The sequence below is a fragment of the Pelobacter seleniigenes DSM 18267 genome (genome assembly GCF_000711225.1).
Taxonomy (GTDB): Bacteria; Desulfobacterota; Desulfuromonadia; order Desulfuromonadales; family Geopsychrobacteraceae; genus Seleniibacterium; species Seleniibacterium seleniigenes.
The window spans coordinates 582,100-605,202 of record NZ_JOMG01000002.1 but is presented as its reverse complement, the minus strand read 5'-3'; the positions used below and the strand labels follow the sequence as shown (position 1 = coordinate 605,202).

The 23,103-nt window shown below is 54.0% G+C and carries 26 protein-coding genes and 1 riboswitch; of the genes, 9 read left to right on the top strand and 17 right to left on the bottom strand.

The features are described from left to right. Positions 1-5: 5 nt before the first annotated feature. Together N909_RS0105435 and hypD are read right to left on the bottom strand one after the other, a co-directional pair. Positions 6-914, bottom strand: a complete 909-nt coding sequence (locus N909_RS0105435) for a glycyl-radical enzyme activating protein (RefSeq protein ID WP_029912519.1) — start codon at positions 912-914, stop codon at positions 6-8. Positions 915-1,022: 108 nt separating this feature from the next. Continuing rightward, positions 1,023-3,383 (bottom strand): trans-4-hydroxy-L-proline dehydratase, encoded by a 2,361-nt coding sequence (gene hypD, locus N909_RS0105430; protein WP_029912516.1) that lies wholly within the window; start codon positions 3,381-3,383, stop codon positions 1,023-1,025. A 493-nt stretch (positions 3,384-3,876) separates the two neighbouring features. Beyond that, a riboswitch (FMN riboswitch) is annotated at positions 3,877-4,023 on the top strand. Between the two features lie 94 nt (positions 4,024-4,117). Between hypD and ribB the strand changes: the two genes are divergently transcribed. After that, positions 4,118-4,777 carry a 3,4-dihydroxy-2-butanone-4-phosphate synthase gene (ribB, locus tag N909_RS0105425; RefSeq protein ID WP_029912513.1) on the top strand — a complete coding sequence of 220 codons (660 nt, stop codon included), beginning with the start codon at positions 4,118-4,120 and terminating at the stop codon, positions 4,775-4,777. A gap of 103 nt (positions 4,778-4,880) precedes the next feature. On the opposite strand, the gene N909_RS0105420 is transcribed toward ribB, so the two are convergent. The 6 genes from N909_RS0105420 to N909_RS0105395 form a co-directional block, all read right to left on the bottom strand. Beyond that, positions 4,881-5,249 carry a hypothetical protein gene (locus N909_RS0105420; protein WP_029912497.1) on the bottom strand — a complete coding sequence of 123 codons (369 nt, stop codon included), beginning with the start codon at positions 5,247-5,249 and terminating at the stop codon, positions 4,881-4,883. Between the two features lie 159 nt (positions 5,250-5,408). Continuing rightward, a complete protein-coding gene (locus N909_RS0105415) occupies positions 5,409-5,702 on the bottom strand; it encodes a proline reductase (protein WP_029912495.1) in 294 nt (97 codons plus the stop codon). A gap of 18 nt (positions 5,703-5,720) precedes the next feature. Beyond that, positions 5,721-6,242, bottom strand: a complete 522-nt coding sequence (locus N909_RS0105410) for a glycine/sarcosine/betaine reductase selenoprotein B family protein (RefSeq protein ID WP_029912492.1) — start codon at positions 6,240-6,242, stop codon at positions 5,721-5,723. Beyond that, positions 6,239-7,210 (bottom strand): sulfurtransferase, encoded by a 972-nt coding sequence (locus tag N909_RS24430; RefSeq protein ID WP_051689547.1) that lies wholly within the window; start codon positions 7,208-7,210, stop codon positions 6,239-6,241. Before N909_RS24430 ends, N909_RS0105410 begins: the two co-directional genes overlap by 4 nt. A 409-nt stretch (positions 7,211-7,619) precedes the next feature. Continuing rightward, the gene (locus N909_RS0105400) at positions 7,620-7,928 is read right to left on the bottom strand and encodes a hypothetical protein (RefSeq protein WP_155005873.1); all 309 of its coding nucleotides are present in this window, start codon (positions 7,926-7,928) and stop codon (positions 7,620-7,622) included. A gap of 326 nt (positions 7,929-8,254) precedes the next feature. After that, positions 8,255-8,707: a ferritin family protein gene (locus tag N909_RS0105395; RefSeq protein WP_029912485.1), complete on the bottom strand. Its 453-nt coding sequence runs from the start codon at positions 8,705-8,707 to the stop codon at positions 8,255-8,257. Between the two features lie 414 nt (positions 8,708-9,121). On the opposite strand from N909_RS0105395, the gene N909_RS0105390 reads away from it, so the two are divergent. From N909_RS0105390 to N909_RS0105380, 3 genes are read left to right on the top strand one after another with little or no spacing between them, the layout of a single operon-like run. Beyond that, entirely contained in the window at positions 9,122-9,412 is a 291-nt protein-coding gene (locus N909_RS0105390; RefSeq protein WP_029912482.1) for a GIY-YIG nuclease family protein, read from the top strand. Next, on the top strand, positions 9,405-9,674 hold the full coding sequence (locus N909_RS0105385) for a YheU family protein (protein ID WP_051689546.1): 270 nt from the start codon (positions 9,405-9,407) through the stop codon (positions 9,672-9,674). Before N909_RS0105390 ends, N909_RS0105385 begins: the two co-directional genes overlap by 8 nt. An 8-nt stretch (positions 9,675-9,682) precedes the next feature. Beyond that, a complete protein-coding gene (locus N909_RS0105380; protein WP_029912474.1) occupies positions 9,683-10,033 on the top strand; it encodes a hypothetical protein in 351 nt (116 codons plus the stop codon). A 117-nt stretch (positions 10,034-10,150) separates the two neighbouring features. Here N909_RS0105380 and N909_RS23640 read toward each other — a convergent pair whose 3' ends face one another. Both N909_RS23640 and N909_RS0105370 read right to left on the bottom strand, forming a co-directional pair. After that, the gene (locus tag N909_RS23640; RefSeq protein WP_051689545.1) at positions 10,151-11,068 is read right to left on the bottom strand and encodes an alpha/beta hydrolase; all 918 of its coding nucleotides are present in this window, start codon (positions 11,066-11,068) and stop codon (positions 10,151-10,153) included. Between the two features lie 34 nt (positions 11,069-11,102). Then, on the bottom strand, positions 11,103-11,963 hold the full coding sequence (locus N909_RS0105370) for a hypothetical protein (RefSeq protein ID WP_029912469.1): 861 nt from the start codon (positions 11,961-11,963) through the stop codon (positions 11,103-11,105). Positions 11,964-12,144: 181 nt separating this feature from the next. Here N909_RS0105370 and N909_RS0105365 point away from each other — a divergent pair, with 181 nt between their 5' ends. From N909_RS0105365 to N909_RS0105355, 3 genes are read left to right on the top strand one after another with little or no spacing between them, the layout of a single operon-like run. Then, positions 12,145-12,450, top strand: coding sequence for an ElaB/YgaM/YqjD family protein (locus N909_RS0105365; RefSeq protein WP_029912466.1), 306 nt, complete (start codon positions 12,145-12,147; stop codon positions 12,448-12,450). After that, a complete protein-coding gene (locus N909_RS0105360; RefSeq protein WP_029912464.1) occupies positions 12,450-12,806 on the top strand; it encodes a phage holin family protein in 357 nt (118 codons plus the stop codon). Before N909_RS0105365 ends, N909_RS0105360 begins: the two co-directional genes overlap by 1 nt. After that, entirely contained in the window at positions 12,806-12,991 is a 186-nt protein-coding gene (locus tag N909_RS0105355; protein ID WP_029912461.1) for a hypothetical protein, read from the top strand. The genes N909_RS0105360 and N909_RS0105355 overlap by 1 nt, the downstream gene beginning before the upstream one ends. A gap of 61 nt (positions 12,992-13,052) precedes the next feature. Here N909_RS0105355 and N909_RS24425 read toward each other — a convergent pair whose 3' ends face one another. The 7 genes from N909_RS24425 to N909_RS24420 form a co-directional block, all read right to left on the bottom strand. Next, positions 13,053-16,454, bottom strand: a complete 3,402-nt coding sequence (locus N909_RS24425) for an ABC transporter substrate-binding protein (RefSeq protein ID WP_051689544.1) — start codon at positions 16,452-16,454, stop codon at positions 13,053-13,055. Between the two features lie 568 nt (positions 16,455-17,022). Further along, entirely contained in the window at positions 17,023-17,319 is a 297-nt protein-coding gene (locus tag N909_RS0105345; protein WP_029912456.1) for a hypothetical protein, read from the bottom strand. An 87-nt stretch (positions 17,320-17,406) separates the two neighbouring features. Beyond that, the gene (locus N909_RS0105340) at positions 17,407-17,718 is read right to left on the bottom strand and encodes a double zinc ribbon domain-containing protein (RefSeq protein ID WP_029912453.1); all 312 of its coding nucleotides are present in this window, start codon (positions 17,716-17,718) and stop codon (positions 17,407-17,409) included. Between the two features lie 3 nt (positions 17,719-17,721). Next, positions 17,722-18,429, bottom strand: coding sequence for an ABC transporter ATP-binding protein (locus tag N909_RS0105335; protein WP_029912450.1), 708 nt, complete (start codon positions 18,427-18,429; stop codon positions 17,722-17,724). A gap of 19 nt (positions 18,430-18,448) precedes the next feature. Further along, positions 18,449-19,606 (bottom strand): ABC transporter permease, encoded by a 1,158-nt coding sequence (locus tag N909_RS0105330; protein ID WP_029912447.1) that lies wholly within the window; start codon positions 19,604-19,606, stop codon positions 18,449-18,451. Positions 19,607-19,780: 174 nt separating this feature from the next. Further along, complete coding sequence (locus tag N909_RS0105325) at positions 19,781-20,296, bottom strand: DUF2318 domain-containing protein (protein WP_029912444.1); 516 nt, start codon at positions 20,294-20,296, stop codon at positions 19,781-19,783. Positions 20,297-20,349: 53 nt separating this feature from the next. Then, positions 20,350-21,228 carry a cation transporter gene (locus tag N909_RS24420; RefSeq protein ID WP_162179113.1) on the bottom strand — a complete coding sequence of 293 codons (879 nt, stop codon included), beginning with the start codon at positions 21,226-21,228 and terminating at the stop codon, positions 20,350-20,352. A 131-nt stretch (positions 21,229-21,359) separates the two neighbouring features. Here N909_RS24420 and N909_RS25585 point away from each other — a divergent pair, with 131 nt between their 5' ends. Continuing rightward, positions 21,360-21,503, top strand: a complete 144-nt coding sequence (locus tag N909_RS25585; RefSeq protein ID WP_155005871.1) for a hypothetical protein — start codon at positions 21,360-21,362, stop codon at positions 21,501-21,503. 477 nt (positions 21,504-21,980) lie between these two features. Then, positions 21,981-23,090: a lytic transglycosylase domain-containing protein gene (locus tag N909_RS0105310; protein WP_029912439.1), complete on the top strand. Its 1,110-nt coding sequence runs from the start codon at positions 21,981-21,983 to the stop codon at positions 23,088-23,090. The last annotated feature ends 13 nt before the right edge of the window (positions 23,091-23,103 follow it).

Here is a 23,103-nt window from a genome sequence, read left to right as displayed (position 1 = left end):
GCTCCTCAGCCGCCAACCCGGGCGGTCACGCCGCACGCATCGAAACAGGCGATGGCCCTGGAGATGTCGTCCTGATTCGGCTCTGCCAGCCCTTCATCCTGATAAACCCCGCCAAGTTTTTTGTATTTATGAGCAGCTATCGCGTGGTAGGGGAGCAGGCTGACGGTTTTGGGTTTTCCCTCCAGGGTGGAGATGAACTTGGCGGTTTGGGACAGATTGGCCTGATCCGCATTGACCCCTTTAATGAGCGGGATTCGGATATCGATCCGGGCACCGGTTGCCGCCAGGACGGTCAGGTTGCCGAGGATTCTTTCGTTGCCGACCCCGGTAAACTGCCGATGACGGTCCGAGTCGATCAGTTTCAGGTCATAGAGAAACAGGTCGGTCCGTTCGGCCACGGTCAGCAGGGTTTCTGTCGGCACATGGCCGCAGGTGTCGACAGCCCGGTGAATGGCCCGTTCACCGCAGCTGTCAAGGAGCGGGATCAGGTAGTCGGGGTAGAGCAAGGGTTCGCCGCCGGAGCAGGTGACCCCGCCTTGTGACTGGTCAAACAAGGGGCGTTCTTTTTCAATAATTTCAAGTAATTCAGGGAGACTCTTGTAAAAGCCGGACAGTTCAACCGCCCGGGTCGGGCAGATCTCGGCGCAGGCTCCGCAAAGGGTGCAGCGTTGTGGATCGGTGACAACCCCTGCCGCGGTCAGGGCACAGGCCTGCTGCGGGCAGACCTTGATGCATTCGCCGCAACCGATGCATTTGCCGGCGGTGAATAATTTCTGCGCTCGGGGGGAGATGCTTTCCGGGTTATGGCACCAGGCACAGCGCAGCGGGCAGCCTTTGAAAAATATGGTGATGCGGATGCCGGGTCCATCGTTGATGGAGTAGCGCTTGATATCAAAAAGCAAAGGCTGGTTCATGTCCTGTTATTTCCGGGGTAAGTGCTGTTGTGTTTTTACGGAGAGAGCGGAGTCGCCCCGGTTGAGCCTGCTCAACCGGGGCGACGACAAAAGACTTGTCGGCAGCAGCTAAAAAGCCTCGTTCTCGGTCCGCTCGATGATCTCCTGCTGCAGATCGGCGTTCATGTCGTTGAAATAGTCACTGTAGCCGGCCATGCGCACCAACAGATCCTTGTATTCCTCAGGATTCTTCTGGGCCGCATGGAGGGTTGCCGTATCCACGATATTGAATTGGATATGGTGGCCGCCCAGATTGAAGTAACTGCGGACCAGCTGACCCAATTTGACGATATCCTCATCCCGTTTGAGCAGGCTGGGTAAAAAGCGCTGATTGAGCAAGGTTCCACCCGACATGGTCTGATCAAGTTTGGTCAACGAACGGATAACCGCTGAGGGACCGTGGGTGTCAGCGCCATGGGAGGGAGACGTGCCGTCGCTGATGGATTTTCCGGCCAGTCGACCGTTGGGGGTGGCGCCCATAACCTTGCCGAAATAGATGTGGCAGGTGGTCGACAGCATGTTGAGATGGAAAGTCTCCCCTTTGACATTCGGTTTGCCGTCAATGGCCTGCAGCAGATCGGCGTAGACTTGCAGGGCGATGCTGTCGGCATAGTCGTCATCATTACCGAAGAAGGGGGTGCGGTTGACAATGGTCTGGCGCAGGAACTCCTCGCCGCTGAAGTTTTTGGCCACCGCGGCAAGAATTCGCTCCATGCTGAAGGTTGCGTCTTCGAAAACATGCTTTTTAAGGGTCGCCAAGCTGTCAGTGACCGTTCCCAGCCCGGTGCACTGGATGTAATTGGTGTTGTAGCGCGGGCCGCCGTCGTAATAATCCTTACCCTTGCTGATGCAATCGTCAATGACCACCGAAAGCAGCGGGGCCGGGGCATATTTGCCGAACATCCGGTCGATGTAGTTGCTCACCCGGACCTTGAGGTCAACGATATAGTTCAGCTGTTTGACAAAGGCGTCATAGAGTTCCTGGTAGGTTTGAAACTCCCGTGGATCGCCGGTGGCGATGCCGACCTGCTTGCCGGTGACAGGGTCGACTCCGTTATTGAGGGTGACTTCCAGGATTTTTGGCACATTGAGGTAGCCGGTCAGGATAAAGGCTTCTTTGCCGAAGGCACCGACCTCGATACAGCCGCTGCAACCGCCTTCCCGGGCATCGCGCAGGGATTTGCCCTGACGCATCAATTCCATGACATAGACGTCGGGGTTGAAAATGGACGGGTAGCCGTGCCCCTGACGAATGACTTTGCAGGCCGCGTGCAGGAATCGGTCGGGGGTTTTGGTGCTGATATGGACCGCATTGCCCGGCTGCAGGATATGCAGTTCTTCAACGATTTCCAGCATGATATAGGAGACTTCACTGACGCCATCTTTACCGTCGCCGGTGATGCCGCCGATGTTGATGTTGGTGAAGTCGTTGTAGGTTCCACTTTCCCGGGCAGTGATCCCGACCTTGGGCGGGGCCGGATGATTATTGACCTTGATCCAGAAGCAGCAGAGCAGTTCTTTGGCTTCATCCCTGGTCAGCCGGCCGGCAGCCAGGTCTGCGGCATAGAACGGGGCCAGGTGCTGGTCGAAGTGACCAGGGTTCATGGCGTCCCAGCCGTTCAGCTCGGTAATGGTGCCCAGATGGACGAACCAGTACATCTGGATGGCCTCACGAAAGGTCTGTGGGGCATGGGCCGGAACCCGGCGACAGACCGCCGCAATCTCCCGCAGTTCCTCGACGCGCTGCGGGTCCGTTTCGGCCGCTGCCAGCTGTTCGGCCAGTTCGGCGTGACGCTCGGCAAAACGGATCAAAGCCGTGCAGGAGATGTCCATGGCTTTGAGCTCTTCGAAACGGTCGGTGGCCTCCGGATCGTTGAGATAGTCGAGGGCGGCAATCCGGGTGGCGATCTGCTCTTTAAAGTCAAGCATGCCGAAGCGGTATATTTTGCCGTCCAGGGCCGTGTGCCCCGGTGCCCGTTGTTCCATGAATTCGGTAAACAGGCCTGCTTCATAGGCGGCCTGCCAGGGTTGCGGGACATGGCCGAAAATCCGTTCGCGGACCGTCCGCCCCTGCCAGTAGGGGATGACTTCGCGCGCGTAACAGTCGATATCCTCCTGACTGATATGGTAGCGCTGCTGGTCGCGGGTATTGAGCACCTGGAAGTCTTCAACACTATGGCACGTCAGTTCCGGGAAAGTCGGTACCGCCTTGGGGGCCGGCCCGCGTTCGCCGACGATCAGTTCATCGGCACCGATATAGAGGGTTTTCTTTTCACAGTGATCGAGGAAGTTCATTGCCCGCAGCACTGGAATGGAGTACTTGCCGTAATTTTCCTTATAAAAGGCGGTCTCATGCAGGGCACGCTCAATGGAGAGGCTCGGCTCCGTTTCCACGCTCAGCTTCCGCAACCGCTGTATCCTCGGGTTCATGCCCGGTCCGATGCAGTCGGCTGCAGCAGCGGGGTAAAAGTTTCCTTCACTTGAGGGTTTTCGTTCCGGAGGCGTTGTTTGGTTGATATCGCTCATGGGGTATCCTTTTCTGCGCTGCTTTGAAAGGGGCTGCCGTGGTGGTCTTTTTTGCGATGCTCGCCAGCACCCTGCCGAAAATCGAGGCAACCTTGCGGCGGCCTGTCTTAGATTGCTTAGTATAGCAATAGTAGCAATAAAGGTGCCAGCCGTGATTTTTTCGCTCCGGTTGCTAACCGCTCAACAATCCATGGTTAATGGATAGTAGGAGGGGAAGGGCGAGCGCGTTTTCTTTGGTGAATATTCAATTTTGAATATTTTTATTCATTGGTAAATGTGAGCGAAAGAGAGTGATGACTCGTTTCTTCATTCTGATGGCCTCTGCGTGCCCGCCTTCGCCTTGGGTTAAAAAATAAAAAGACTGGTAAAATGTTGCCGCTGTTGATATCGTAATCGTATCTATTCTCAGGGCGGGGTGAAATTCCCCACCGGCGGTGACTCATCTTGAGAAGCCCGCGAGCGCCTTTATCAAAGGGATAAGGGGTCAGCAGATCTGGTGTGATTCCAGAGCCGACGGTTAGAGTCCGGATGAAAGAGGATACGACAGAATTCAATCTTGCCATGCGGTTTCGCCGCGGATTGTTCCTGCCTATCGCAACGCCCTGATTCATGATTCTTTTTTTCAGGAGTATTGTGCCATGAATCAGCCCATTCACTACCTTTTCGGAACCTCAGAACAACGGGTCGAACGCGCTTTAACGGCTCTGCGCAACGGTCACGGCGTGCTTGTCACGGATGATGAAGACCGTGAGAACGAAGGCGACATCATTTATTCGGCGGAATTCCTCACCAAAGAGCAGATGGCTTTACTGATCCGCGAAGGCAGCGGGATCGTCTGCCTGTGCCTGCCGGAGGAAAAAGTCAAACAGCTGCAACTGCCGATGATGGTCCAGGAAAATAACAGTCAATACGGCACGGCCTTTACCGTCAGTATCGAAGCTGCCCGGGGGGTGACCACCGGGGTCTCCGCTGCTGATCGGGTGACCACTGTCAAGGCCGCCATCGCCGCCGATGCCAGACCGCAGGATCTGCACAGTCCCGGCCATGTTTTTCCTTTACGGGCTCGCTCCGGAGGCGTTCTGGAGCGGCGTGGTCATACTGAAGCGACCATCGATCTGATGCGCCTGGCCGGTTTGCAGCCCTGTGGCGTCCTCTGTGAAGTGACTCTTCCCAACGGGGAAATGGCCCGCTTGCCCGAACTGGTTAAGTTTTCCGATGCGCACTATATGCCGCTGGTCACTATCGAGGATATTGTTCAATACCGGCAGGTCCATGAGAAACGCAGCAAAGCGGTCTGAATTTGGACTGGCTCTCTATCAAGGCTGTTGAAAAACGGCCCGTTGAGAGCCCATGGACGGGCGAGCTTGAAAAAGGCCAGGGATGGACTTTTTCAACAATCAGCTATTGTCGAGCGGCCAGGTTGACGGCCAGCCAGTTGCTGGCCAGTACCGCGGCCAGGCCGCAGATCACCACCAGACCAACTGGATTGGTGGCATTGCTGCGCAGGGTGTCCATGATGAAAATCCCCAGGAAGCAGGCTGCTATGAGCAGGTTGGCCTGACTGGCCGCCTTGCTTTTACTGCGCCACGCCCAACTGAGCGTGTACACATTCAGCAGACCGTAGCCGCCGACGACATAGGCGAAAATTTGCAGCCAGGCTGAGGCGGTTCCGCCAAAATAGATGCTGACCGCATAAAAGATCAGGAGAAAAGAGGACGCCAGACTGAACAGGGCGAAACCGTAACGCAGCACCTTGTTGTTGCTCTTCATAAGGGCCTCTTTGCTCAAGGGGGCTATGGCAAGTTGTTGAAGACGGTGGGTTTTCAATCGCCTGCTAAGTTTAACAGAATTCTTCTGCAAAACCATGTCGGCCTTTAGCAGGCTCAATAATGCAAGCCCCCGGGTCATGTTCCATGTCCGGGGGCTTGCTTATTTCTGCTCAGCTACATACAGCGGCTGTTCTTCGTTATATTTGTCTCGTCGCCAACGGTATGGAAGATCAATGATCGTGCCGGGTTCCTTGATCCGGTACAGGGCCTCAAGGGCCTCCCTGACAATGGTTTTCTGCTGTAACCGGTGACCCGGTTCGCCCAGCGGATGCCCGAAGGGCCAGCGTAGAAACAGGGTTCGCGGCGGTTTGACCTTTTCAGAATATTCACGGACGATCGAGATGCCGATGGTCGAAATCCCGACTTTTTCTATCTCTCTCTGGATCAATCCCACGGATTGATTGCAGATCCCTCAGGCCGGGGTCAGCAGGACCAGGTCGACCTGGTCTTCTTTGAGCTGACGAGCGACTTCGCGGGCGGTCTGGTTGGTGAGCGTAGCGATATGGTCACCGTCGATGTGCCCCATGAAGGCATAATGTGTTCTGGCCAGACTTCCGAGTACCCCCTCTTTAACCAGTTCGCGGAGCCGTTCAAGCGGGAAGATGATGTTCGGGTCTTTGCGTGCGTCAGAGTGATCGTAATAGTCATGGGTGATCTGGAAGTCATGGAATAGCTCCTCTCCGTTCAGGACTCGGTAGCTCGGGTCGCCTGTACTGTCCTGCATGTTGAATGGAGTCTGGTAACGATGGTGAATCCCCGCTGTCGTGACCAGGGCCAGTTTGGCTCTATTCAACGGTTTCCCCGGCTCGCTCCAGGGGATATCCCCCGCGCTTTCGCGCGGGGAGTAACCGCTGACAAATTTTTGTGCGACCGCTGGAAACCGGGTTGCCAGAAAAGCCAGGGTGCGGTTTTTCAGCCGGGAAGCAAAGCTCATTGAGTCACCTCTTGATCTTTATTGACCTGGGCTTCACGCGTCTGGTCAAGGCTGATGTGGATCTCGGTTTCCAGTTTCCCCTGCGCATTGATGATCGGCAGGGTCGGGTTATTGGCCCATTCGATCCAGGACCCGTCATAGTTGCTGACCCGCTGGTAGCCTAATCCAAGCAGAACCAGGGTTGCATAGGATGAACGGATTCCGGTCTGGCAATGGGCGATGATCTCTTTATCAGATGTTATCCCTTTGCTGTTTAAAAGCGCAATGATCTCTGCCGGTTTTTTCAAAACTTTTATTCCGTTGACCTCGGTCTGCAGGTTTGTCCAGTTCAGGTGAGTCGCCCCGGGAATATGTCCACCCCGGTTGGCGCGGACTTCAGAGCCGACATATTCTTCGGTGCGCCGGGTATCCCAGACCACCACCCCGGGATTTTCCAGCCGGGTATAGACATAATCCGCCCCGGCACGTGAACTCAGGTAGCCCGGATCAACACTGCCCGGGTATGGAACAGGGGTGGCTGCGGGGGTCGGCAGCAGGCTGGTCGAACGGTTTTCCGCGCTCCATTTGTCGTAGCCGCCATCCAGGACGTAAGCGTTCTTGTGACCGTTGTACTGGAGTGACCAGACCAGGCGCGCGGCATAGGGATTGTCATCCTCTGCATAAACAACCACGGGGGTGGTCGGCGAGGCTCCCAACCGACTCAATAGAGCATGGGTTTTAGCGACCCCGGGGACCAGACTTTTGACGCCGTTGCGCGTCTCCAGAAATTCGTCTCTGGGAACATGCTGGGCGCCGCTGATATGGCCGAGCAGAAAAAGGGGCGTTTGCCGAACATCGACCACGACTACCTGATCCCGGTGGGCGGCCAGCCAATCCGTGCTGACGAAATAGTCGTCAAGACCGGCAAAAGCAAGCCCGGGAATGCTGGTTAAGAGTAGCAGCGAAAGACTCAGAACAATTTTTTGCATGACAGATCTCCTTTGTTTATTGTTTTGATAGGTATATACTTTGGTTATTTCTTTAGTGTCAAGATGTAATTTTTAGATAATAAAATACATTTAAAATATGTAGAATATAGAAAGGTTCGTTTTGCGTTTATATAAGGTAATAAAATTAGTAGGATAGGATTGGTTTTGTAAGGTTCGACAAGACTCTGTGAAGGACGAAAAAAAGTATTTCGGGAACGCCACAGAGGTAGCGGCGGGATTTTAAGCTGGAATTAAGTGAGAGAAGTACTAGGGAAAAAAGGCCTGGAAAAGAACCGGTTATTTTTTTGAGACCCCTGGGAGTGCCAAAACGAACCAGGCTCTGCCGATTGTTGATGGGCAGAGCCTGGTTGTCCGGTTCCCAATGGCTTTTTTTAGTGGATGTACAACGTTACTTTTTGGCGTGAGCGCGTTTGGAGGCTTTGAGGGGGTTGATCTTCAGCTTTTGCCCCTGGCTTGACGCCAGCCAGTCTGCGGTCATGGTAATCTGCCCGGACTTGAATTGCTGGCAAAGTTCGTCCTGTTCGAAGGCGACCACGATATCCCAGTTGCCGTACTTCATCTCGCTCGGATCGATGGGGACATGGGGGATCTGTTTTTCTTCAAACTCGGCGATGATCTCGGTGACCGGTCTGACATTGCGAAAAATGGTTCGGCTTTCATATTTAATGGAGACTCCCAGCCTGGGTTCCTGTGTCATGATGTAAAACTCCTCTGTTTTTGTTCGGTCCACCGGCAGCCGCCAGATGGAACGTTGCTGTCCTCTCGGGTTGTTGAAAAAGTCCATCTCTGCCTTTTTTCAAGCCCGGTGAAGAAAAGTGCGATTTTTGCAACCTTGCAAAATCGATAACTTGGAAAGTTTCCATTGATTTTGATCACCCATCCATGGGCTCGGCAGGGCACACTCGCCAGATTATTGTTTCCGAATTATGCAACAGACAGACAATTGATTCAATGTGAATTTGAAAATAATTATCAAGACAGGATGGAGAAAAAACTGTTGCCCTGGCTGACATGGGCTGTCGATCAGGAAAAATACCTAGAGTGATAGGCCTTGATGGTCTGGCAGTGTTCTTTTTCATCCTGGGCAATGGAGTGAAACATTCTGCTCAGGCTTTCATCGGTAAATTCGACGGCGGCAGTGACATGGATTGCCAGGAAATCTTCTTCCAATTTAAGGCTCAGCTCAACGGCGGCTTGCCGGGAAGGTGGCTGGGTGGTGATATTCTCCAGGGTCTGTTGGCTGAATGCCTTCATCTGCAAAGCTCGTTGCAGGGTGACATCTTTTTTTTGCAGGTTGATGTCAGCGGCTAACCTGGCCGCAAAGGCAATGTCGAGGGCATGACGGTCCTCCTCCTGGGCCATTTTGGTCCAAATATCCTGCAATTCCTGCTCGCAACGGACGTTGTGACTGAATTGACGATAGATGGCAGCGATGTTTTTTTCGATGGTATGACAGGTGTTTAAAAAATGACGCACGCTTTGTTTCCTTTTTCCTGGGACTGCCCTGAATGGCGCTCGTTTAAGCAACTTCGCAGTAAACTCGGGACTGTCCCCAGGGTCATCGGGGGCTGTCCCAAGAGTTTGCGAGCCATGAAACTGAAGCGGTTAGCACCGCAAAGGCCTGGGACAGCCCCCGTGCGGGGACAGTCCCGGTTTTGCTGCCAGCGACTCTTAAACGAGTGCCATTCGGGACGGCCCTGCTCTTTAGGCTCACCTGCTGAAATGCTCTAACCTGCGCGAATTATTGCCTGGCCGGGGTACTATAACGCAGCTGCCGGTCAATGGCTATTTTGGGACTGTCCAGTCCGCCTGTTGCGTGGTAGTTTGTGCATCATAACATGAACCGCAGGTTGCAGAAGGGTGGTTGTGGACAGTTACGATGAAAACTGGATGGTTTACATCCTCCTGTGCTCGGATAGCTCGCTTTATACCGGAATAACAACGGATATGGCGCGCCGTTTTCGACAGCATGCCAGCGGTCGCGGGGCCAGGTATTTTCGCGGCCGGCAGCCGCAGCAGGTGGTTTTTCTGGAGCCCGGGCACAATCGCAGCAGCGCCAGTCGGCGCGAAGCCGCCCTTAAAAAATTGTCCCCCCTGGCGAAGAGAAGACTGGTCGCAGAGTTTGCAAGTTGGCCTTGTGCCGCTCTGAGCGTGGCCGACAGCGAGGATTCCCATGACTGAAGAGAACCACGGAAACCTGTCTGCGGATGAAGGCATCATCGTTCCTTATCAACAACTGGCTCCTGAAACCCTGCGGGCCATGATCGAGGAATTCGTCAGCCGTGATGGTGTGGACTGGGATCAGGCCGGGTGTACCCTGGCCGACAAAGTTGCCCAGGTCTATCGCCAGTTGGAACGGAACAAAGTACAGATTGTTTTTGATTTCAGTTCGCAGACCGCCAATCTGGTTCCCTGCGAAGACCGCCAACCAAAACAGAAGTAGAGGTCTGTGTGAAAAATAAGCTCATCCGTCTTGTTGAATTGATTCAGGAGGATTATCCGGAAGATATTATGGCCCTGTTCCGAACTGAAGAGCAAGTCTCTTTGGACGCCAAGTTGGCACTCACCGGGCGGGCCATCAGTCATCATCAGAAACGCTCGGCCGACCTCTGGCTTGCCGCCGGCCGCAAACGAACTTTGGCAGAAAAACATGCCTCAGCAAGGGCCGATCTGGCCGCTTTTCTGCTGGCCTACCTGACCGGAGATGCCAAAGAAAACGTCTCCACCGCGCTGGAAGCTTTGGACGCTCTCGGCCGCCAGAGTGAAACCGATCTGGTTAAAAGCCTGGCCCGCCGGCGCTGAGCGATTGTTGCATAGCAGGACTGTTGCAAGCCAAGTTGCCTGCTGCCAAAAAAGTCCCAATCTGGGGCGGTCTTTTTACGGGCAGAGCTGGTTGTTTGGCAACCCTCTGGCGGATTCTCAATCCATACTCCGAAATCTCTCCGCAAGGTCCTCGCCGACGGTTTTTGCGGCTTCCGCCGCTTCCTTCAGGGGGCCGACAAAGAGCACAAAATCGTGGATCAACCCGGCGTAGTGGCGATGTTTAACCGCAACTCCGGCGGCGCTGAGTTTTTCACCATAGGCGATTGCTTCAGCCGCCAGCGGATCCAATTCAGCAGTGACAATCGTCGCCGGGGGGAGCGCGGAAAAATCGTCTGCCAGCAGTGGTGACACCAGCGGATGATTGACCTCACTGAGCTCATTGAGATAGTAGTCGCGGAAAGTGCGACTGTTTTTGGTCGTCAGCATGATTTCTGCTATTTTGCTGATTTTGTCGGCATGCTCGGTCCGATAATCCAGCAGTGGGCAGAGCAGCAGCTGATAAGCGGGCTGGAAATCTTTGCGTTGACGGGCTAAGAGACAGACTCCGACCGCCAGGTTGCCCCCTGCACTGTCCCCGGCTACCGCCAGTTGATCGGACCTGATATTGAGGGGGATGTCGTTATCCAGCATCCAGCGGGCGACCCGGTAACACTCTTCCAGGGCGAATGGAAACTTGTGTTCCGGCGCCAGACCGTAATCGACGCTCACCAGCACTGCTTTTGCCGTGGCTGAAATGATCCGGCAGACATTGTCCGAAGTCTCCGGGCTGCCCAGGCTGAACCCTCCGCCATGCATGTACAGGATCGCCGGGAACGGGCCGCGGCCGGCCGGGGAATAGATCCGCACCCTGGTTTCGTTGCGGGTGTCGGTAATGACATTATCGATGGTGCCGGCGTAGGCAACCTTGCTGGTGCGGGAAGAGCGACTGTGTTCCAGGGCTCTGGCCGCTTCGATATCTTCTACGGGCAACGGGTGGGCGTTCTGAAAAGCCCGGATAAATTTTTCTTTTTCCACAATGAATCTCACATGCCTTGTTAAATAATTGTCCTCACCTAGCCGCCTGCCGCCAGCTGAGCAAAGCCCCAAGAGTATGCCAGAGCAAAGTAACGCCAGCAATTAGCGGGAGTGCCGGGATAAACAGGTGCCCGCTTTGCGCCCAGACCAGTGCTCCGCAGAGGGCCACAACAGGGATCGGTACATAGCACCGGAGTCGTTTTTGCCGGGCAATCGTGCTGCCGGCAACGCCGAGCAGATTGTCATTTTTCCGATAGCGGTTGGCAACGCTGATAAAGAAAACCACCATGATCCAATCGGATATGCCGAAGACCGGCAGCAGGCGAGCGGAGTCGGGAAAGGCAAACTTGACCAGCACCATGTCAATCAGCGGTTTCGGCCCGGTCGGCGCCGTATAGTAGGTTTGAATCTGGCGGCTGAATTCTGCCGTTGGGCCGAGCAGCCAACTGGAAAAATCGGCAATGGTCATAGCCAGGCAGATGGGAATGATTTCCCACAGGCGTTTGACGTACTGCGCCAGAACCGTACCGATAAGGGTTGCCGTGAGCAGTAAAAAACCTGCTTTACCTGCGTTGAGCAGCGGTTGCCAGTCGTCGACGGCCGGCAGTTGACTGAAAGACCAGGTCAGTACCGCCAGCGCCGTGCCCCAGAACAGGTAGAACCCCCGTTGGCGCTCTGCCGGCTCGAGCAGCAGTGCGGGCAGCAGCAATTGTGCCGCCGCAAAAAGCTGTACGGCAATGAAACCGAAATCCCACCAGGGACCGCTTTTGGTGACGAGCATTCCAGCGTAATGCAGGCTGACCACCAGTCCGCTCCAAAGCAGGTGCCCGGTAATCAGAAGCAGAATCAGCCGGCGGTTGCGGGCGCTGAATAATCGTGGGTCCGGGGATGACATCGATTCGCTTGAAGTTTGAGGTTGTCCGTTTCCGAAATTGCCAGCCGAACATTGAAAAACTTGGGTTCTTCTGGCTCAGCTGGAAATCTATGCTAGACTTAATTTTCAAAATGGTAAAGAGCCATTGTCCCTGTTACGGGGCAAATGGTTCCTCTTCTCTTTCCCTTTCGTGGAGGTTGTTTTGAGTCCTACCAAATTTGAAAAAAGCAAAGAGAAACTGGCAAAAGATTACCAGAAGCTGCTGAAAGACGCTGAAGATCTGATCTCCAGTCTGCCCGGGGAAGTCGACGAAAAGACCAAGGAAGCCAGAGCCAGATTGCAGGACACTCTCGACGCGGTGAAAGACCGTTATGAGAGTGTTGAAGAGAAAGTACAGGAGCAGGTGAAGCGTACCGATCAGCTGATTCGGGACTATCCCTATCAGTCTGCCGGGATTTCCCTCGGCGTCGGCCTGCTGGTGGGGTTGCTGTTGCGGCGCGGCCGTTGATGACGCTGCTGAAACAAACCCTGCATGGGGCCTGGGACAGCTTCTTCGCGCTGTTGGTCAACCGCTTTGAACTGTTTGCCGTCGAACTGCGAGAAGAACAGGAGCGCTTCATTCGCCTGTTGGTTGTTGCCCTGCTCAGCCTGCTGCTGCTGGCTTTGGGCGTGACCCTTGTCGTGGTGACAGTGCTGCTCTTGGCCCCGCCGGAATATCGTCCCTGGCTCTGTCTAGGCTGCGGGCTGGGTTGTCTCCTGAGCGGGTTGCTGGGCTGGCTGCGGGTGCGGAGCGGACTTTGTCGCGGCCCGGCACCTTTTGAAACAACCCGAAGCGAATTGAAAAAAGACTGCGGGGTATCCTGATGGGAGGCGGCAAGCTGGAAAACAGAAAAAAGGAGCTGGTTCTGCGTGGCGAACTGCTGCGCTATGATCTTCGCCTGAGATTGCTGACGGTTCGAGAAGGCCTGATTATTGGTGAAGCAGGGGTCGGGCTGCTGCGCGGACTGCTTGATTACTATATGCAAAAGCGTCGTCAGCGAGCGCCATAATCACTGCAGGCGCGTTGTCCATTCTCCTGAAATGCCACCGCTTGGAGAGTCCAAATCCCCATCAGGGGTTGTTGTCCAGGACCCTCCGGATTGTTTTGACCAGGAGGTCCATATCCAATGGCTTCTGACAATATTCCCGAATTCCGAGGTCTTCCGTAGAGTTTCTTTCCTGGACGGTATTGTAACCACTGCACAAGATAATCGGTAGCTCGGGGTACAGTTGTCCCAGCTCCCGCGCCAGTTCTTTTCCGGTCAGATCGGGCATGGTTTGATCAGTGATAACCAGGTCGAATGCGCCGGGTTGGCTGCGGATCAACTCCAGGGCGGTGCTGCCGTTAGCCGCAGTTTGCACTCGGTAACCGTATTCTTCCAAAATCTGTCGGCCGATATCCAGCAGCAGCTCTTCATCATCCACCAGCAGAATATTTTCTTTCCCTCTGGGGGGAGTTGCCGCCCTTGGTGAAGGGCCTTGCTCTCTGATAGACTCATCGGCCAGGGTCGGCAAATAAACCTGGAATAACGTGCCCTGGCCTGGGCTGCTATCGACCCGTATGAAACCTCCATGACTTTCGACAATCCCTTCGACGACCGCCAGCCCCATGCCAGTGCCTTCGCCAACCCCTTTGGTGGTAAAAAACGGGTCGAATATCCTGGCTATGTTTGCGGCAGGAATCCCGCAACCGTCATCGGCAACGCTCAACAGCAGGTAATCCCCTGCTGGTAGGTCTTTATCCGGAGGCAGGTCCGGCGTGGTCATATTGATCTGGCTCAGATTGATTTTCAGAGTTCCCTTTTCCTGCATGGCCTGCACTGCATTATTGCAGAGATTGACGACAATTTGCTGCAACTGTGTGGCGTCAGCGGAAACGATGGCGCTATCGGCGGAATTTGCAACGACAAGCTCTATGCGGACCGTCGCCGGTATGGTGGAGCGCAGCATCTTGATCACATCCCTGATCACGGCAGCAATACGCAACGCGCCCTTGTTGTGCGTTCCCTGCCTGCTGTAGATAAGAATCTGCTTGACCAGGTCTTTGGCCCGCATAATTGCAGTTTTGGCTTGGCGCAGGTGTTTAGCTGGTCGGCTGTCATCGGGGAGTTTCCGCAACGACATTTCAACATTACCGAGAATAATGGCCAGGGTATTGTTAAAATCATGGGCAATGCCGCCTGCCATGGTGCCGATTGCTTCCATCTTATAAGCTTGTCGCAGTTGTTCCTCCAATTCCAGGCGTTTTTGTTCGGCCTCTTTGATCGGGCGCATATCGATGTCGATGCAGAACAGTTCTTGGCCGGTGGACATCTGATGCAGGACATGAGAAGAAAAGACCGTCACTTCATGTCCGTCTTTATCGATCAACGACAGTTCCCCGGCAGGAATCGAAATCCCTTCTGTGAGCCAGCGCTGAATATCCTTTGTCACTTGATCGCGCAACGCTTCGGGAATAATCAGATCCTCCAGTTTTTGCCCCAATGCTTCCGCTTCGGAATATCCGTATAGCAGCTCACTGGCTTTGTTCCAGAAAATGACCCGCCGCTGTTCGTCATAACCTTGAATTGCCAGGTTAGCAACCTGCTCGATAAGGTTGCGAAAGCGTTTTTCACTTTCCAGACGTTTTTCTTCTGCCCGTATCCGCTCGGTGACGTCGACATTGGTTCCGATCATGCGCAGACCCTGGCCGCCAGGATCACGCTCAATGACCCGGCCGCGACCACGGATCCAGACCTGTGAACCATCGGGACGATTGACACTGAAGATGTGATCAAATTTTACGCTATGGCCGTTAACATGTGCTTCCAACTCTGCAATAACCCTGGCGACATCCTTTTTTCCGATCCGGCTGAGGATATCGTCATAACTGATGGTTGTTGCGGGAGTCAGCCCGAACAGCTCTTTACTATGGGCATCAAGGATTAAAGTTCCGTTAGGGATATCCCACTCCCAGATTCCGTCGGAGACGGCATCAAGAGCCTGGCGCAATAGCTGATCCGCCTGCTGCTGCTTTTCCTGAGCGGATTTCTTTTCGGTGATATCGATGGCGACCCCATCGATAACCTCGCCACGTTCCGCATCGAGGCGTTTGATGAAGCGATCGTTGATCCAGAGCCATGCGCCCTGTCGATTGCGGATGCGGTATTCAAGTTCATGGGTCTTGTCCAACGGCAAGCCAGCCAGAACGGCGGCAACCCGAGGTTGATCCTGCGGATGAATGGACTCCGTCCAGAGGTTCGGATGCTCATGCAGATAGTCGGTTGGGTAACCGAGCACCGTTTCAGCCGAGGGCGGAAAGTCGACCTGGCAGGAAGCAAGGGCGGCGCTGTAAATCAGTCCGGGAACCCGGCCGGCCAGTTCGCGATAGCGGGTTTTACTGTTTTCCAGTTGAGCCAGCGCCCTTTGGGCGCGGTAATTCGCCCGTGATAGCAGGGTCAGAAAGAACAGCAGGCCGACGATTGTGCTTGCCGCGCCAATGACCCAAGAGCGCAACGCACGCCAATCTATTCCTGGTGGTGGTGCATAGAGAAAATCATCAGTCAGATGGAAATCAGTCGAAATTTGCCCGGAGACGATTAACTGATGGGCGATTTGCGCCCAGCGGGCCAGGTCCATATGGCCGATATCCGCCCCATCTGGCTGGACCAGTCCTTTGATGACCATTGCTTCATAACGCAGTCCGGCTTCGCTTTTGGTGACCTGGTAGCGCTGTTTGAGCAGAGCGATGGTTTCATCAATATGTTCCAACGCATATTGCCAACCCTTGATGGCCGCAGTACGGAAGCGTTCGACCGTTTCCGGGTGTTGTGTAAGGTAACTTTCACTGGTGAACAAAATGTCGCTGTAAAAGTGGATGCCGTAGTCGCGAGGATCAATGATGTTGACGGGATAGCCTTCGGATTGTAGCTGATACGGTTCGTTGCTGCGGTAGGCATTGAAGACATCGGTATCTCCCTTGAGCAGGGAATGGACGTCAAAGCTTGTTTCAATGCGGTCAATATCCTGCAACAGATGCTCTTTATACAGCAAAGCGATCAGTGGCAGGCTCTGATAACCGGGGGAGAGCATGACCCGTTTCCCCTTAAAGTCGGCAGGCGAAGCCAGCCCGGAACTTTGCAGGGTCAGGAAGATGGTTGGCGCATCCTGAAATATTGCCGCCACCGCGATCACCGGCCGGCCGAGGCTGCGTTCGACCAGCAGGCCGCTGCTGGAAACCCCGAAATCAGCGCGGCCGCTCAGAACTTCTGCGACGGTATCTTCTGCCTGATCAACGGTACGGATTTCGACCTCCAGCCCCTGATGACGGAAAAATCCCTTGGCTTCGGCCATGTAGTAGCCAGCGAATTGAAATTGGTGATGCCAGGATAATTGCAGGGTCAGGTGTTCCGTAGCAACAGCGGAATGAGTCAACAGAGACGCTAATAACAGAGGCAGGAATAGAGCGATTTTGAGCAGTGCCGATGGAGTCATTCCGAGTCTCCGCGTCGCCGGGGTGAAACAACAGAACAACAAGCCCTGAACAGAGGGAACCTAACGCCTGAACTCTGAGCTTGCGGTCCGGGTTGATACCGGATAAATCGGCTTAAGCCATTGGCTCACTGCTGGAACGGAGAAGTCCCTTGCAGCATCGCTGCAGGCAAAAATGCATCGAAATCAGAATGACTCCCCTTGCGGGGTGGGTGAATATGTTCCAGTATAGGTAGAATTTAATAAATGTCAATAAATAAAGCGACTTGGCTTTTGTCCGGACAACCTGTGGTTAAATATTTCGGTGGTGGTGGCAATCTTTCAAAAAGAAAAAACGCCCCGGAAGGGTCCGGGACGTTTTTTTTGTTCTTTTTGCTTCTGAGAAGATCCCCACGAAGGGAACCTTTTGCGAATTGCCTTTTACCGGCAATCCGAATGTAACCTGTTCATTCTTAAGCTAAGTACGACTTTAACCAGCATGGTGGCTCAGAGACTGTCATCTGTCTTCCTCCTTATTGCTTTGAGGTAATATAATTATAGCACAGAAAACAGTTTGGAGGGCAAGGGGGGGTTATCTCTGTTCGACGCTCTGTCCGCAGGAGGGGCAGTAACTCCAGGCTTCAGACAGCACTGCACCACAGCGGCAACTGCGCTTTTTCTGATGGTGATTGTTGCGCCGCCGAAACAACAGCAGGGCAATTCCAGCCAGCAGATTACAGATGAACAAAACCAATGCCGGAGCACTGATAGAGAGCAGTGATGAAGCGGTGCAATGACCGCAACGGTACGACCAGGTGTTGTAGAAAAAAATGCCCAGGAGCACAACGATGGCAAAGAGAAAGAGAAAATATTTTTCAAATGTCTTCATTTTTTCACTCTATTCCCAGGCCTGTTGGAATTATCTACCCCTTGCAGTGAAAACAAGAGACGGGTCGTTGTATTGCCAGGGACAGGGTCAACTGTTTTGCAGCGGCTGTTCCCGGGATGCTTCACATTGTGTCGGCGGCAACTTGGCTGTGGCGGTTCGCGGGCTGGCTCCGCAAAACGGGCAAATCTTCTGTTTAACCAGTTTTTTTTCATGACAAACCGGGCAGCTTTCTTTCAGCCGTTGTCGGCAATGGGGGCAGACCAGCCAATCGGTCGCTACGATCGCCTGGCAAGCGGGACAACTGGTTCCGACCGCTTCTGTTTTTTGCCCCTGTTGCTCAAGCTCTTTTTGGATCAGCCAGAGCAGCAGAGCTAACATGATCAGCAACAACAGCACCATATTTTATCCTGCCCGGGCAATGACCTGAAAAGAGGTTTGGCTGTCTTCCGCAAGCTTCCCGTCGCGCAGGGTCACCGTTCTGTCAAAATAAGGGCGGTTTTCACTGTTATGAGTCACCATGACAATGGTCTGCCCCTCTTGATTGAGGGTTTTGAACAGCTCCATAATTTCCTGACTGGTCGCGGTATCCAGGCTTCCGGTCGGTTCGTCAGCCAGGATCAATGGTGGTGCGTTCACCAAGGCGCGGGCGATCGCGACCCGCTCCTGTTCTCCGCCGGAGAGCTGGTTGGGCAGGTGATGAAGCCGTGCCGCCAGGCCGACCCTCTCCAGGACCTGCTCTGCCGCGCGCCGCTTTTCCGCACTCGGCATTTTCTTGACCGCTAACGGAAGCATGACATTCTCACAGGCCGTCAGGTAGGGGATCAGGTTAAAGGACTGAAAGACAAAACCGAGATATTCGCGGCGAAAGTCGGCCAGTTTTTCCCCTGACAGCTGGTAAAGATCGATGCCATCGACCAGGACCTGCCCGGCCGTGGGATGACAAAGGCCGCCGAGAATGGAAAGGAACGTGCTTTTGCCGGAACCGGAATGGCCCATGACCCCGAGAAAGGTTCCTTCCACAACGGTCAGGTCGAGCCGGTTCAGGGCAACCACACAATCCGCATCGCCACTATATGTCTTGCGCAACTCGTCTATTTCGATAAAGGCCATGAAATCCTCATTTTCCTCATCATAATGCGCGCAGGGCTTCAGTCGGGTCGAGACGACTGGCCTGCACTGCGGGGTAGAAAGATGCCATACAGCCGACCACCAGAGCCAGGGTAACGGCGGCCGCGCCAAGCAGCGGGTTCCATTGCAGGTGGAGATGCTGTTCGGTCATGAAGGGCAGGATCAGCCGGGTGATGCCCATGCCGATCAGATAACCGAGGATTCCGGCGAGCAGGCTGACAACCGCCGATTCAAGCAGAATCAGCCGCATGATGTGCGCCCGCCGAAAGCCGAGGGCTCTGAAGATGCCGATTTCCCGGGTCCGCTCATTGACTGCTCCCATCATGGTGACAAACACCACCAGGGCGCCGATCAACAGGACAATTGCGGCAATGGCGAGGGAAAAGGTCCGAAACTGGCTGAGGGCATGCATCCGTGTTTTCACCACTTGCTGAATAGCGCTGACATCAACGTTGGGAAGAACCGTGGCAATCTGTTGGACCATGTCGGTGACCGGGCAGTCGGAGCATAACGCTGCAACTTCAACCAGCGAAACAGTCCCTTCCTTATGCAGCAGGCGTTGCGCTGCCGGCAGCGAACCGATCAGCAGCTGATCATCTTGCGAACCGGTTTTCTCAAGGACCCCGCTGACCATGAACTTACTGTTCTGGATGGTCAGGGTCGAGCCCGGCACCAGGTCCAGCTTTTGGGCAACTTCATGGCCTGCCACCAGCTGTTGGTCGTTCATAACCGGGTTGCCGCGAATGGTCCACCAACGTTTCAGGTGAAATTCTTTCTCGATATCGACACCCATCAACAGAACCCTGGCCGAATCGGTGGTGATAACCCCCAAAACCTTCGGCGCAATAGCTGCGATATTCCTGTGGTTGGGAATGGTAGTGATTTTTTCCAGATCGTTTTGCCGGATCTCCGTGCTATCCACCGCGACCCCACCCAGGGTCATGCCGCCATAGGTCAGGGACAGGCTGTCGCTATGCGGGGTGATGACGATATTGGCGCCGTAGTTTTCCATCTTGTGCTGTGCGTCAGCAGTGAGCGCATTGGACAGGGAGATCAGCGTCACCACGGTCGCCACTCCGATCAACAGGCCGATGACCAGAAAAGCCATCCTGCTCTTTCGCCGCCGCAGATTATTAAAAGCAATGGTTTCCAGTTTCATGGAGCCCTCTCTAGCAGGTTGTTGAAAAAATCCATCCCAGGACTTTTTCAGGTACGGTCTGGGGAAAATGTGACTTTTCTGACCGTACAAAATCAATGAGGCATAATCCAGTCATTGATTTTGCTCGCCCATTCTTGGGTGGCAGACTGCTTTCAGCCGGCCTGCCTGGTTGAATCAACTGCCGAAATACCAGGCACCCTGGGTCATATCCCGTTCATTGATAACCAATTGCCTGCCATCGATCCGACGTTGCAGAGGTGCCGGGTTGCAACCGCCTTTGATCTCGTTGACCAGGTCGGTACGGAATTGCTGGCCGCAGTTGTTGCAGACCATGAATTCACCTTCCTGGTGATACCCCTTTTTCGATTTATAGCAGACGTCGCAGGCGTCAAAAGCTGCCCTGACAACCCCGTCCACGCTTTTCACGACAAAGAAGCCGATTTGCCCCTGATTGGAATTGTAGGTAAAAAAGTGGGCCTGGCCATCGCTGACTTTATCCAGGTCGATGCGGATTTCTCCACCGACACTTTTAACACTGGTGTAGCCGTTGGAGGCGCCTGGCCCCAGCAGCATGAATGCTGCTCCTGCGACAACCGCCACCAGCACGGCCAGAACGGCGACCTTTTTTCCGACTCCTCCACGCTTTTCTTCGACAAATTGTTTTTTCTTATCATTGCGTTGCTTGTCCATGAGCAAAACTCCCTTCAGATTTTGATAAAACGATGCTGTTTATCTTAAATTTTTCAACTGCAGCAGCTGCCGTTACCGCCACTGCAGCCGCCGGCTGCGGAACGAGTCAGCTGTTTGAGTTGTTGATCGTAAATGATAACGTCGATAGTGCTGGGCAGATCCTCTAACCAACCTTCAAAGAGCGCCCGGCGTTTTTGCGGATCGGTCTCTCCGGCCAGGACATGGTCAGTAATATTGCGTTGGATAATCATCTGTTCCTTAAGCTGCCGGGTGAAGTTTTCTGCAGATCCGTAGCGACTTTGGATAACGCTGTCGAGGTCGGGCTGCTGCTTGCGCATGGCACGAACCTGCAAGTCGACTTCGCCATCCTGAACAACCACTTCGTTGCGAGTCGCAGCCTCCAGCAGCATGAGCCGCTGTTGCAGCATCGGCCAGATCTGGGCAGTGAGCTGAGTCCGGAGTTCCGGCTGGTCCGCGTTTCCGGCCAAGGTCAGCTGCTGGTCGATTGCGGCATTGAATTCTTTTCGTGAAAACAACCGATCGCCGATTTTTGCGACATAAAGCTCGCTGAGACGGGCGGTCTCCTGCTGCAGCGCCCGGTATTGCTCCGCAGTCAATTCCTGTTCGATCTCAGCAGGATACCCGGCGGCGCTGACCGTTGCCGCTATGGTGGCGGGAGAAACCCGATCCGGCGCAAAAGTTATTCTACTGCGGCCGGTGGTCAGGTTGACGTCTACCGTATCCACGCCGTCGAGCTTGGACAGCGCTGTGGTGATGTTTTCCACACAGGAACCGCAGGTCAGTTTTTGCACTTGCAGTTCAGTCATGGCCAAGCTTGCGTTCGCCGGCCCGGAGGTGAAAAGAAAGCCAATGATTGCCGTTATGGCAGTCACGACAACCAGCCCGACCAGCAGGTATGAGCGTTTACGCATCGTCTGAACCGTCCCTTCCATCAAAAAGAATAAAAATCAGGGGATTCTTTATCAGGATACGTGCCAACTTGATAAATCGGCTGTTATCGGGCGAAACTGAAAGGAAGGGGGGCGCTGAAGGAGGTCTTTTTGTGGATTATTCCACAGCTGACTACAGAATAATCCACAGTGTGGCTGGCAACTTTACAAAACCGGCTGAAGCATTTTACGGCGGGGATGAAAAACAATATAAAACAAAGCGCCCCGACTTTTCGCGGGGCGCTTTGCTGATCTAAACCTTTCCATGAAGGTCTCCATGGAGGAAACCGTTAGCGGATGGTGCCCGTGGCATCATCCGTTAGACTTATACAAACAATAATTTCAGTAGGTGTAACCAAAATAGTAGGGTGGCTCAGAGACTGTCATAACGTCTTCCTCCTTTTTTATCCAGTTCGAAAAAAGGTGCCAATCGATTTTCAGCCGACGACCTGTTCTACTCCTTTATCTTGCCTAAGGGTTGGACATGTTTTTGACGTTAAAAGTTAAAAAAGATACTTAACTAAGGCTGAAAATCTTTTATTCCAAGCAGTGGTCATCAACTTTTGCTTGGCTATGATTTATACTAGCACAGTCGCCCCGGGTGAAGGCAAGAGGGCTACTGAAAATTATGTTGATAGCTGCTTGGCAGATCTGTCTGAAAATCGCTCTGTGGCCTGTTCCAGGGCAGGTGCGGATGTTTAACAAATTGAAAAGAATCGGTTTCGGGGGAATGTATGGCTTTATATCGAATCGTTTTATTCTATGTACTGACGAGCTTGTTGTTGATTAACCCAGTTTTTGCCAGCGGGCCTGAACCCCCTGTTCCGACCTTGGTGGAGAGTATCCGACTTGATGCGAAGCTGTCTTTTTGCGGTGAACCCGTCCCCTTGGCCGACGGTGAAGTTCGTGAGCGCATGGAGAAAGAGCTGCTGTTGTCCCTTTGGGATCGGGACCAGGCCATATTGTGGTTGAAACGTTCCAGACGCTATCTGCCGAGTATTGAAAAAATTCTCAGCGAGGCAGGGCTGCCGGATGATCTCAAATATATCGCCCTGGCGGAAAGTGCCTTGCGGCCGCATGTCGGGTCGCCCAAAGGAGCGGTTGGTTTCTGGCAGTTTTTGCCCGCCACCGGCAGGCGCTATGGCCTGACCGTTGATGATCAGGTGGATGAGCGGCGGAATCTGTCTGCTTCGACCCGGGCGGCGGCCCGGTATTTTACCGAACTGCATGAGAAGTTCGGTTCCTGGAGTCTGGCCGCGACCGCCTTCAATATGGGGGAAGAAGGCCTGCAGGCCGAGATCCTGGCGCAGCAGGTTGATGACTTTTATCGGCTCTATCTTCCCCTGGAGAGCCAGCGTTACCTGTTTCGGATTCTTTCCGCCAAGCTTATTCTCACCCAACCGGAAAAGTTCGGTTTTTATCTGCGGGATGAGGATTATTACCCGCCGCTGCGTTTTACAACGGTCCAGTTGACGACCTTCGAAGAAACCAGCCTGACGGTTGTGGCCAAAGCAGCCAAGACCGATTTCAAGCGGATCAAGGATTTGAACCCGGAACTGCGCGGGCACTATCTGGCCGCCGGAACCCATACCCTGGCGCTCCCGGCCGATACCCCGCCCGGTTTTCTGGCCCGGTTTGAAAATGTCCACCAGCAGTGGCGGCAGCAACGCAACGAACGGATTTACGTTGTTCAAACCGGCGATAACCTGTCAACGATTGCTGAGAAGTTCAATGTGCCCTTGGCAGCGCTGCTGATCTGGAATCGTATCGATATGAACAAACCCCTTTATCCGGGAGATCGTCTGGTGATTCTTCCCGCGGAAGAAAAGACCGCTGAACCCTGATTGGGAATATTGG

Bases quoted from the DNA above. Each gene is read 5' to 3' on its own strand.
- N909_RS0105435 (WP_029912519.1), bottom strand. From the start codon at position 914: ATGAACCAGCCTTTGCTTTTTGATATCAAGCGCTACTCCATCAACGAT.
- hypD (WP_029912516.1), bottom strand. From the start codon at position 3,383: ATGAACCCGAGGATACAGCGGTTGCGGAAGCTGAGCGTGGAAACGGAG.
- ribB (WP_029912513.1), top strand. From the start codon at position 4,118: ATGAATCAGCCCATTCACTACCTTTTCGGAACCTCAGAACAACGGGTC.
- N909_RS0105420 (WP_029912497.1), bottom strand. From the start codon at position 5,249: ATGAAGAGCAACAACAAGGTGCTGCGTTACGGTTTCGCCCTGTTCAGT.
- N909_RS0105410 (WP_029912492.1), bottom strand. From the start codon at position 6,242: ATGAGCTTTGCTTCCCGGCTGAAAAACCGCACCCTGGCTTTTCTGGCA.
- N909_RS24430 (WP_051689547.1), bottom strand. From the start codon at position 7,210: ATGCAAAAAATTGTTCTGAGTCTTTCGCTGCTACTCTTAACCAGCATT.
- N909_RS0105400 (WP_155005873.1), bottom strand. From the start codon at position 7,928: ATGACACAGGAACCCAGGCTGGGAGTCTCCATTAAATATGAAAGCCGA.
- N909_RS0105390 (WP_029912482.1), top strand. From the start codon at position 9,122: ATGGTTTACATCCTCCTGTGCTCGGATAGCTCGCTTTATACCGGAATA.
- N909_RS0105385 (WP_051689546.1), top strand. From the start codon at position 9,405: ATGACTGAAGAGAACCACGGAAACCTGTCTGCGGATGAAGGCATCATC.
- N909_RS0105370 (WP_029912469.1), bottom strand. From the start codon at position 11,963: ATGTCATCCCCGGACCCACGATTATTCAGCGCCCGCAACCGCCGGCTG.
- N909_RS0105360 (WP_029912464.1), top strand. From the start codon at position 12,450: ATGACGCTGCTGAAACAAACCCTGCATGGGGCCTGGGACAGCTTCTTC.
- N909_RS0105355 (WP_029912461.1), top strand. From the start codon at position 12,806: ATGGGAGGCGGCAAGCTGGAAAACAGAAAAAAGGAGCTGGTTCTGCGT.
- N909_RS24425 (WP_051689544.1), bottom strand. From the start codon at position 16,454: ATGACTCCATCGGCACTGCTCAAAATCGCTCTATTCCTGCCTCTGTTA.
- N909_RS0105345 (WP_029912456.1), bottom strand. From the start codon at position 17,319: ATGAAGACATTTGAAAAATATTTTCTCTTTCTCTTTGCCATCGTTGTG.
- N909_RS0105340 (WP_029912453.1), bottom strand. From the start codon at position 17,718: ATGGTGCTGTTGTTGCTGATCATGTTAGCTCTGCTGCTCTGGCTGATC.
- N909_RS0105335 (WP_029912450.1), bottom strand. From the start codon at position 18,429: ATGGCCTTTATCGAAATAGACGAGTTGCGCAAGACATATAGTGGCGAT.
- N909_RS0105330 (WP_029912447.1), bottom strand. From the start codon at position 19,606: ATGAAACTGGAAACCATTGCTTTTAATAATCTGCGGCGGCGAAAGAGC.
- N909_RS0105325 (WP_029912444.1), bottom strand. From the start codon at position 20,296: ATGGACAAGCAACGCAATGATAAGAAAAAACAATTTGTCGAAGAAAAG.
- N909_RS24420 (WP_162179113.1), bottom strand. From the start codon at position 21,228: ATGCGTAAACGCTCATACCTGCTGGTCGGGCTGGTTGTCGTGACTGCC.
- N909_RS0105310 (WP_029912439.1), top strand. From the start codon at position 21,981: ATGGCTTTATATCGAATCGTTTTATTCTATGTACTGACGAGCTTGTTG.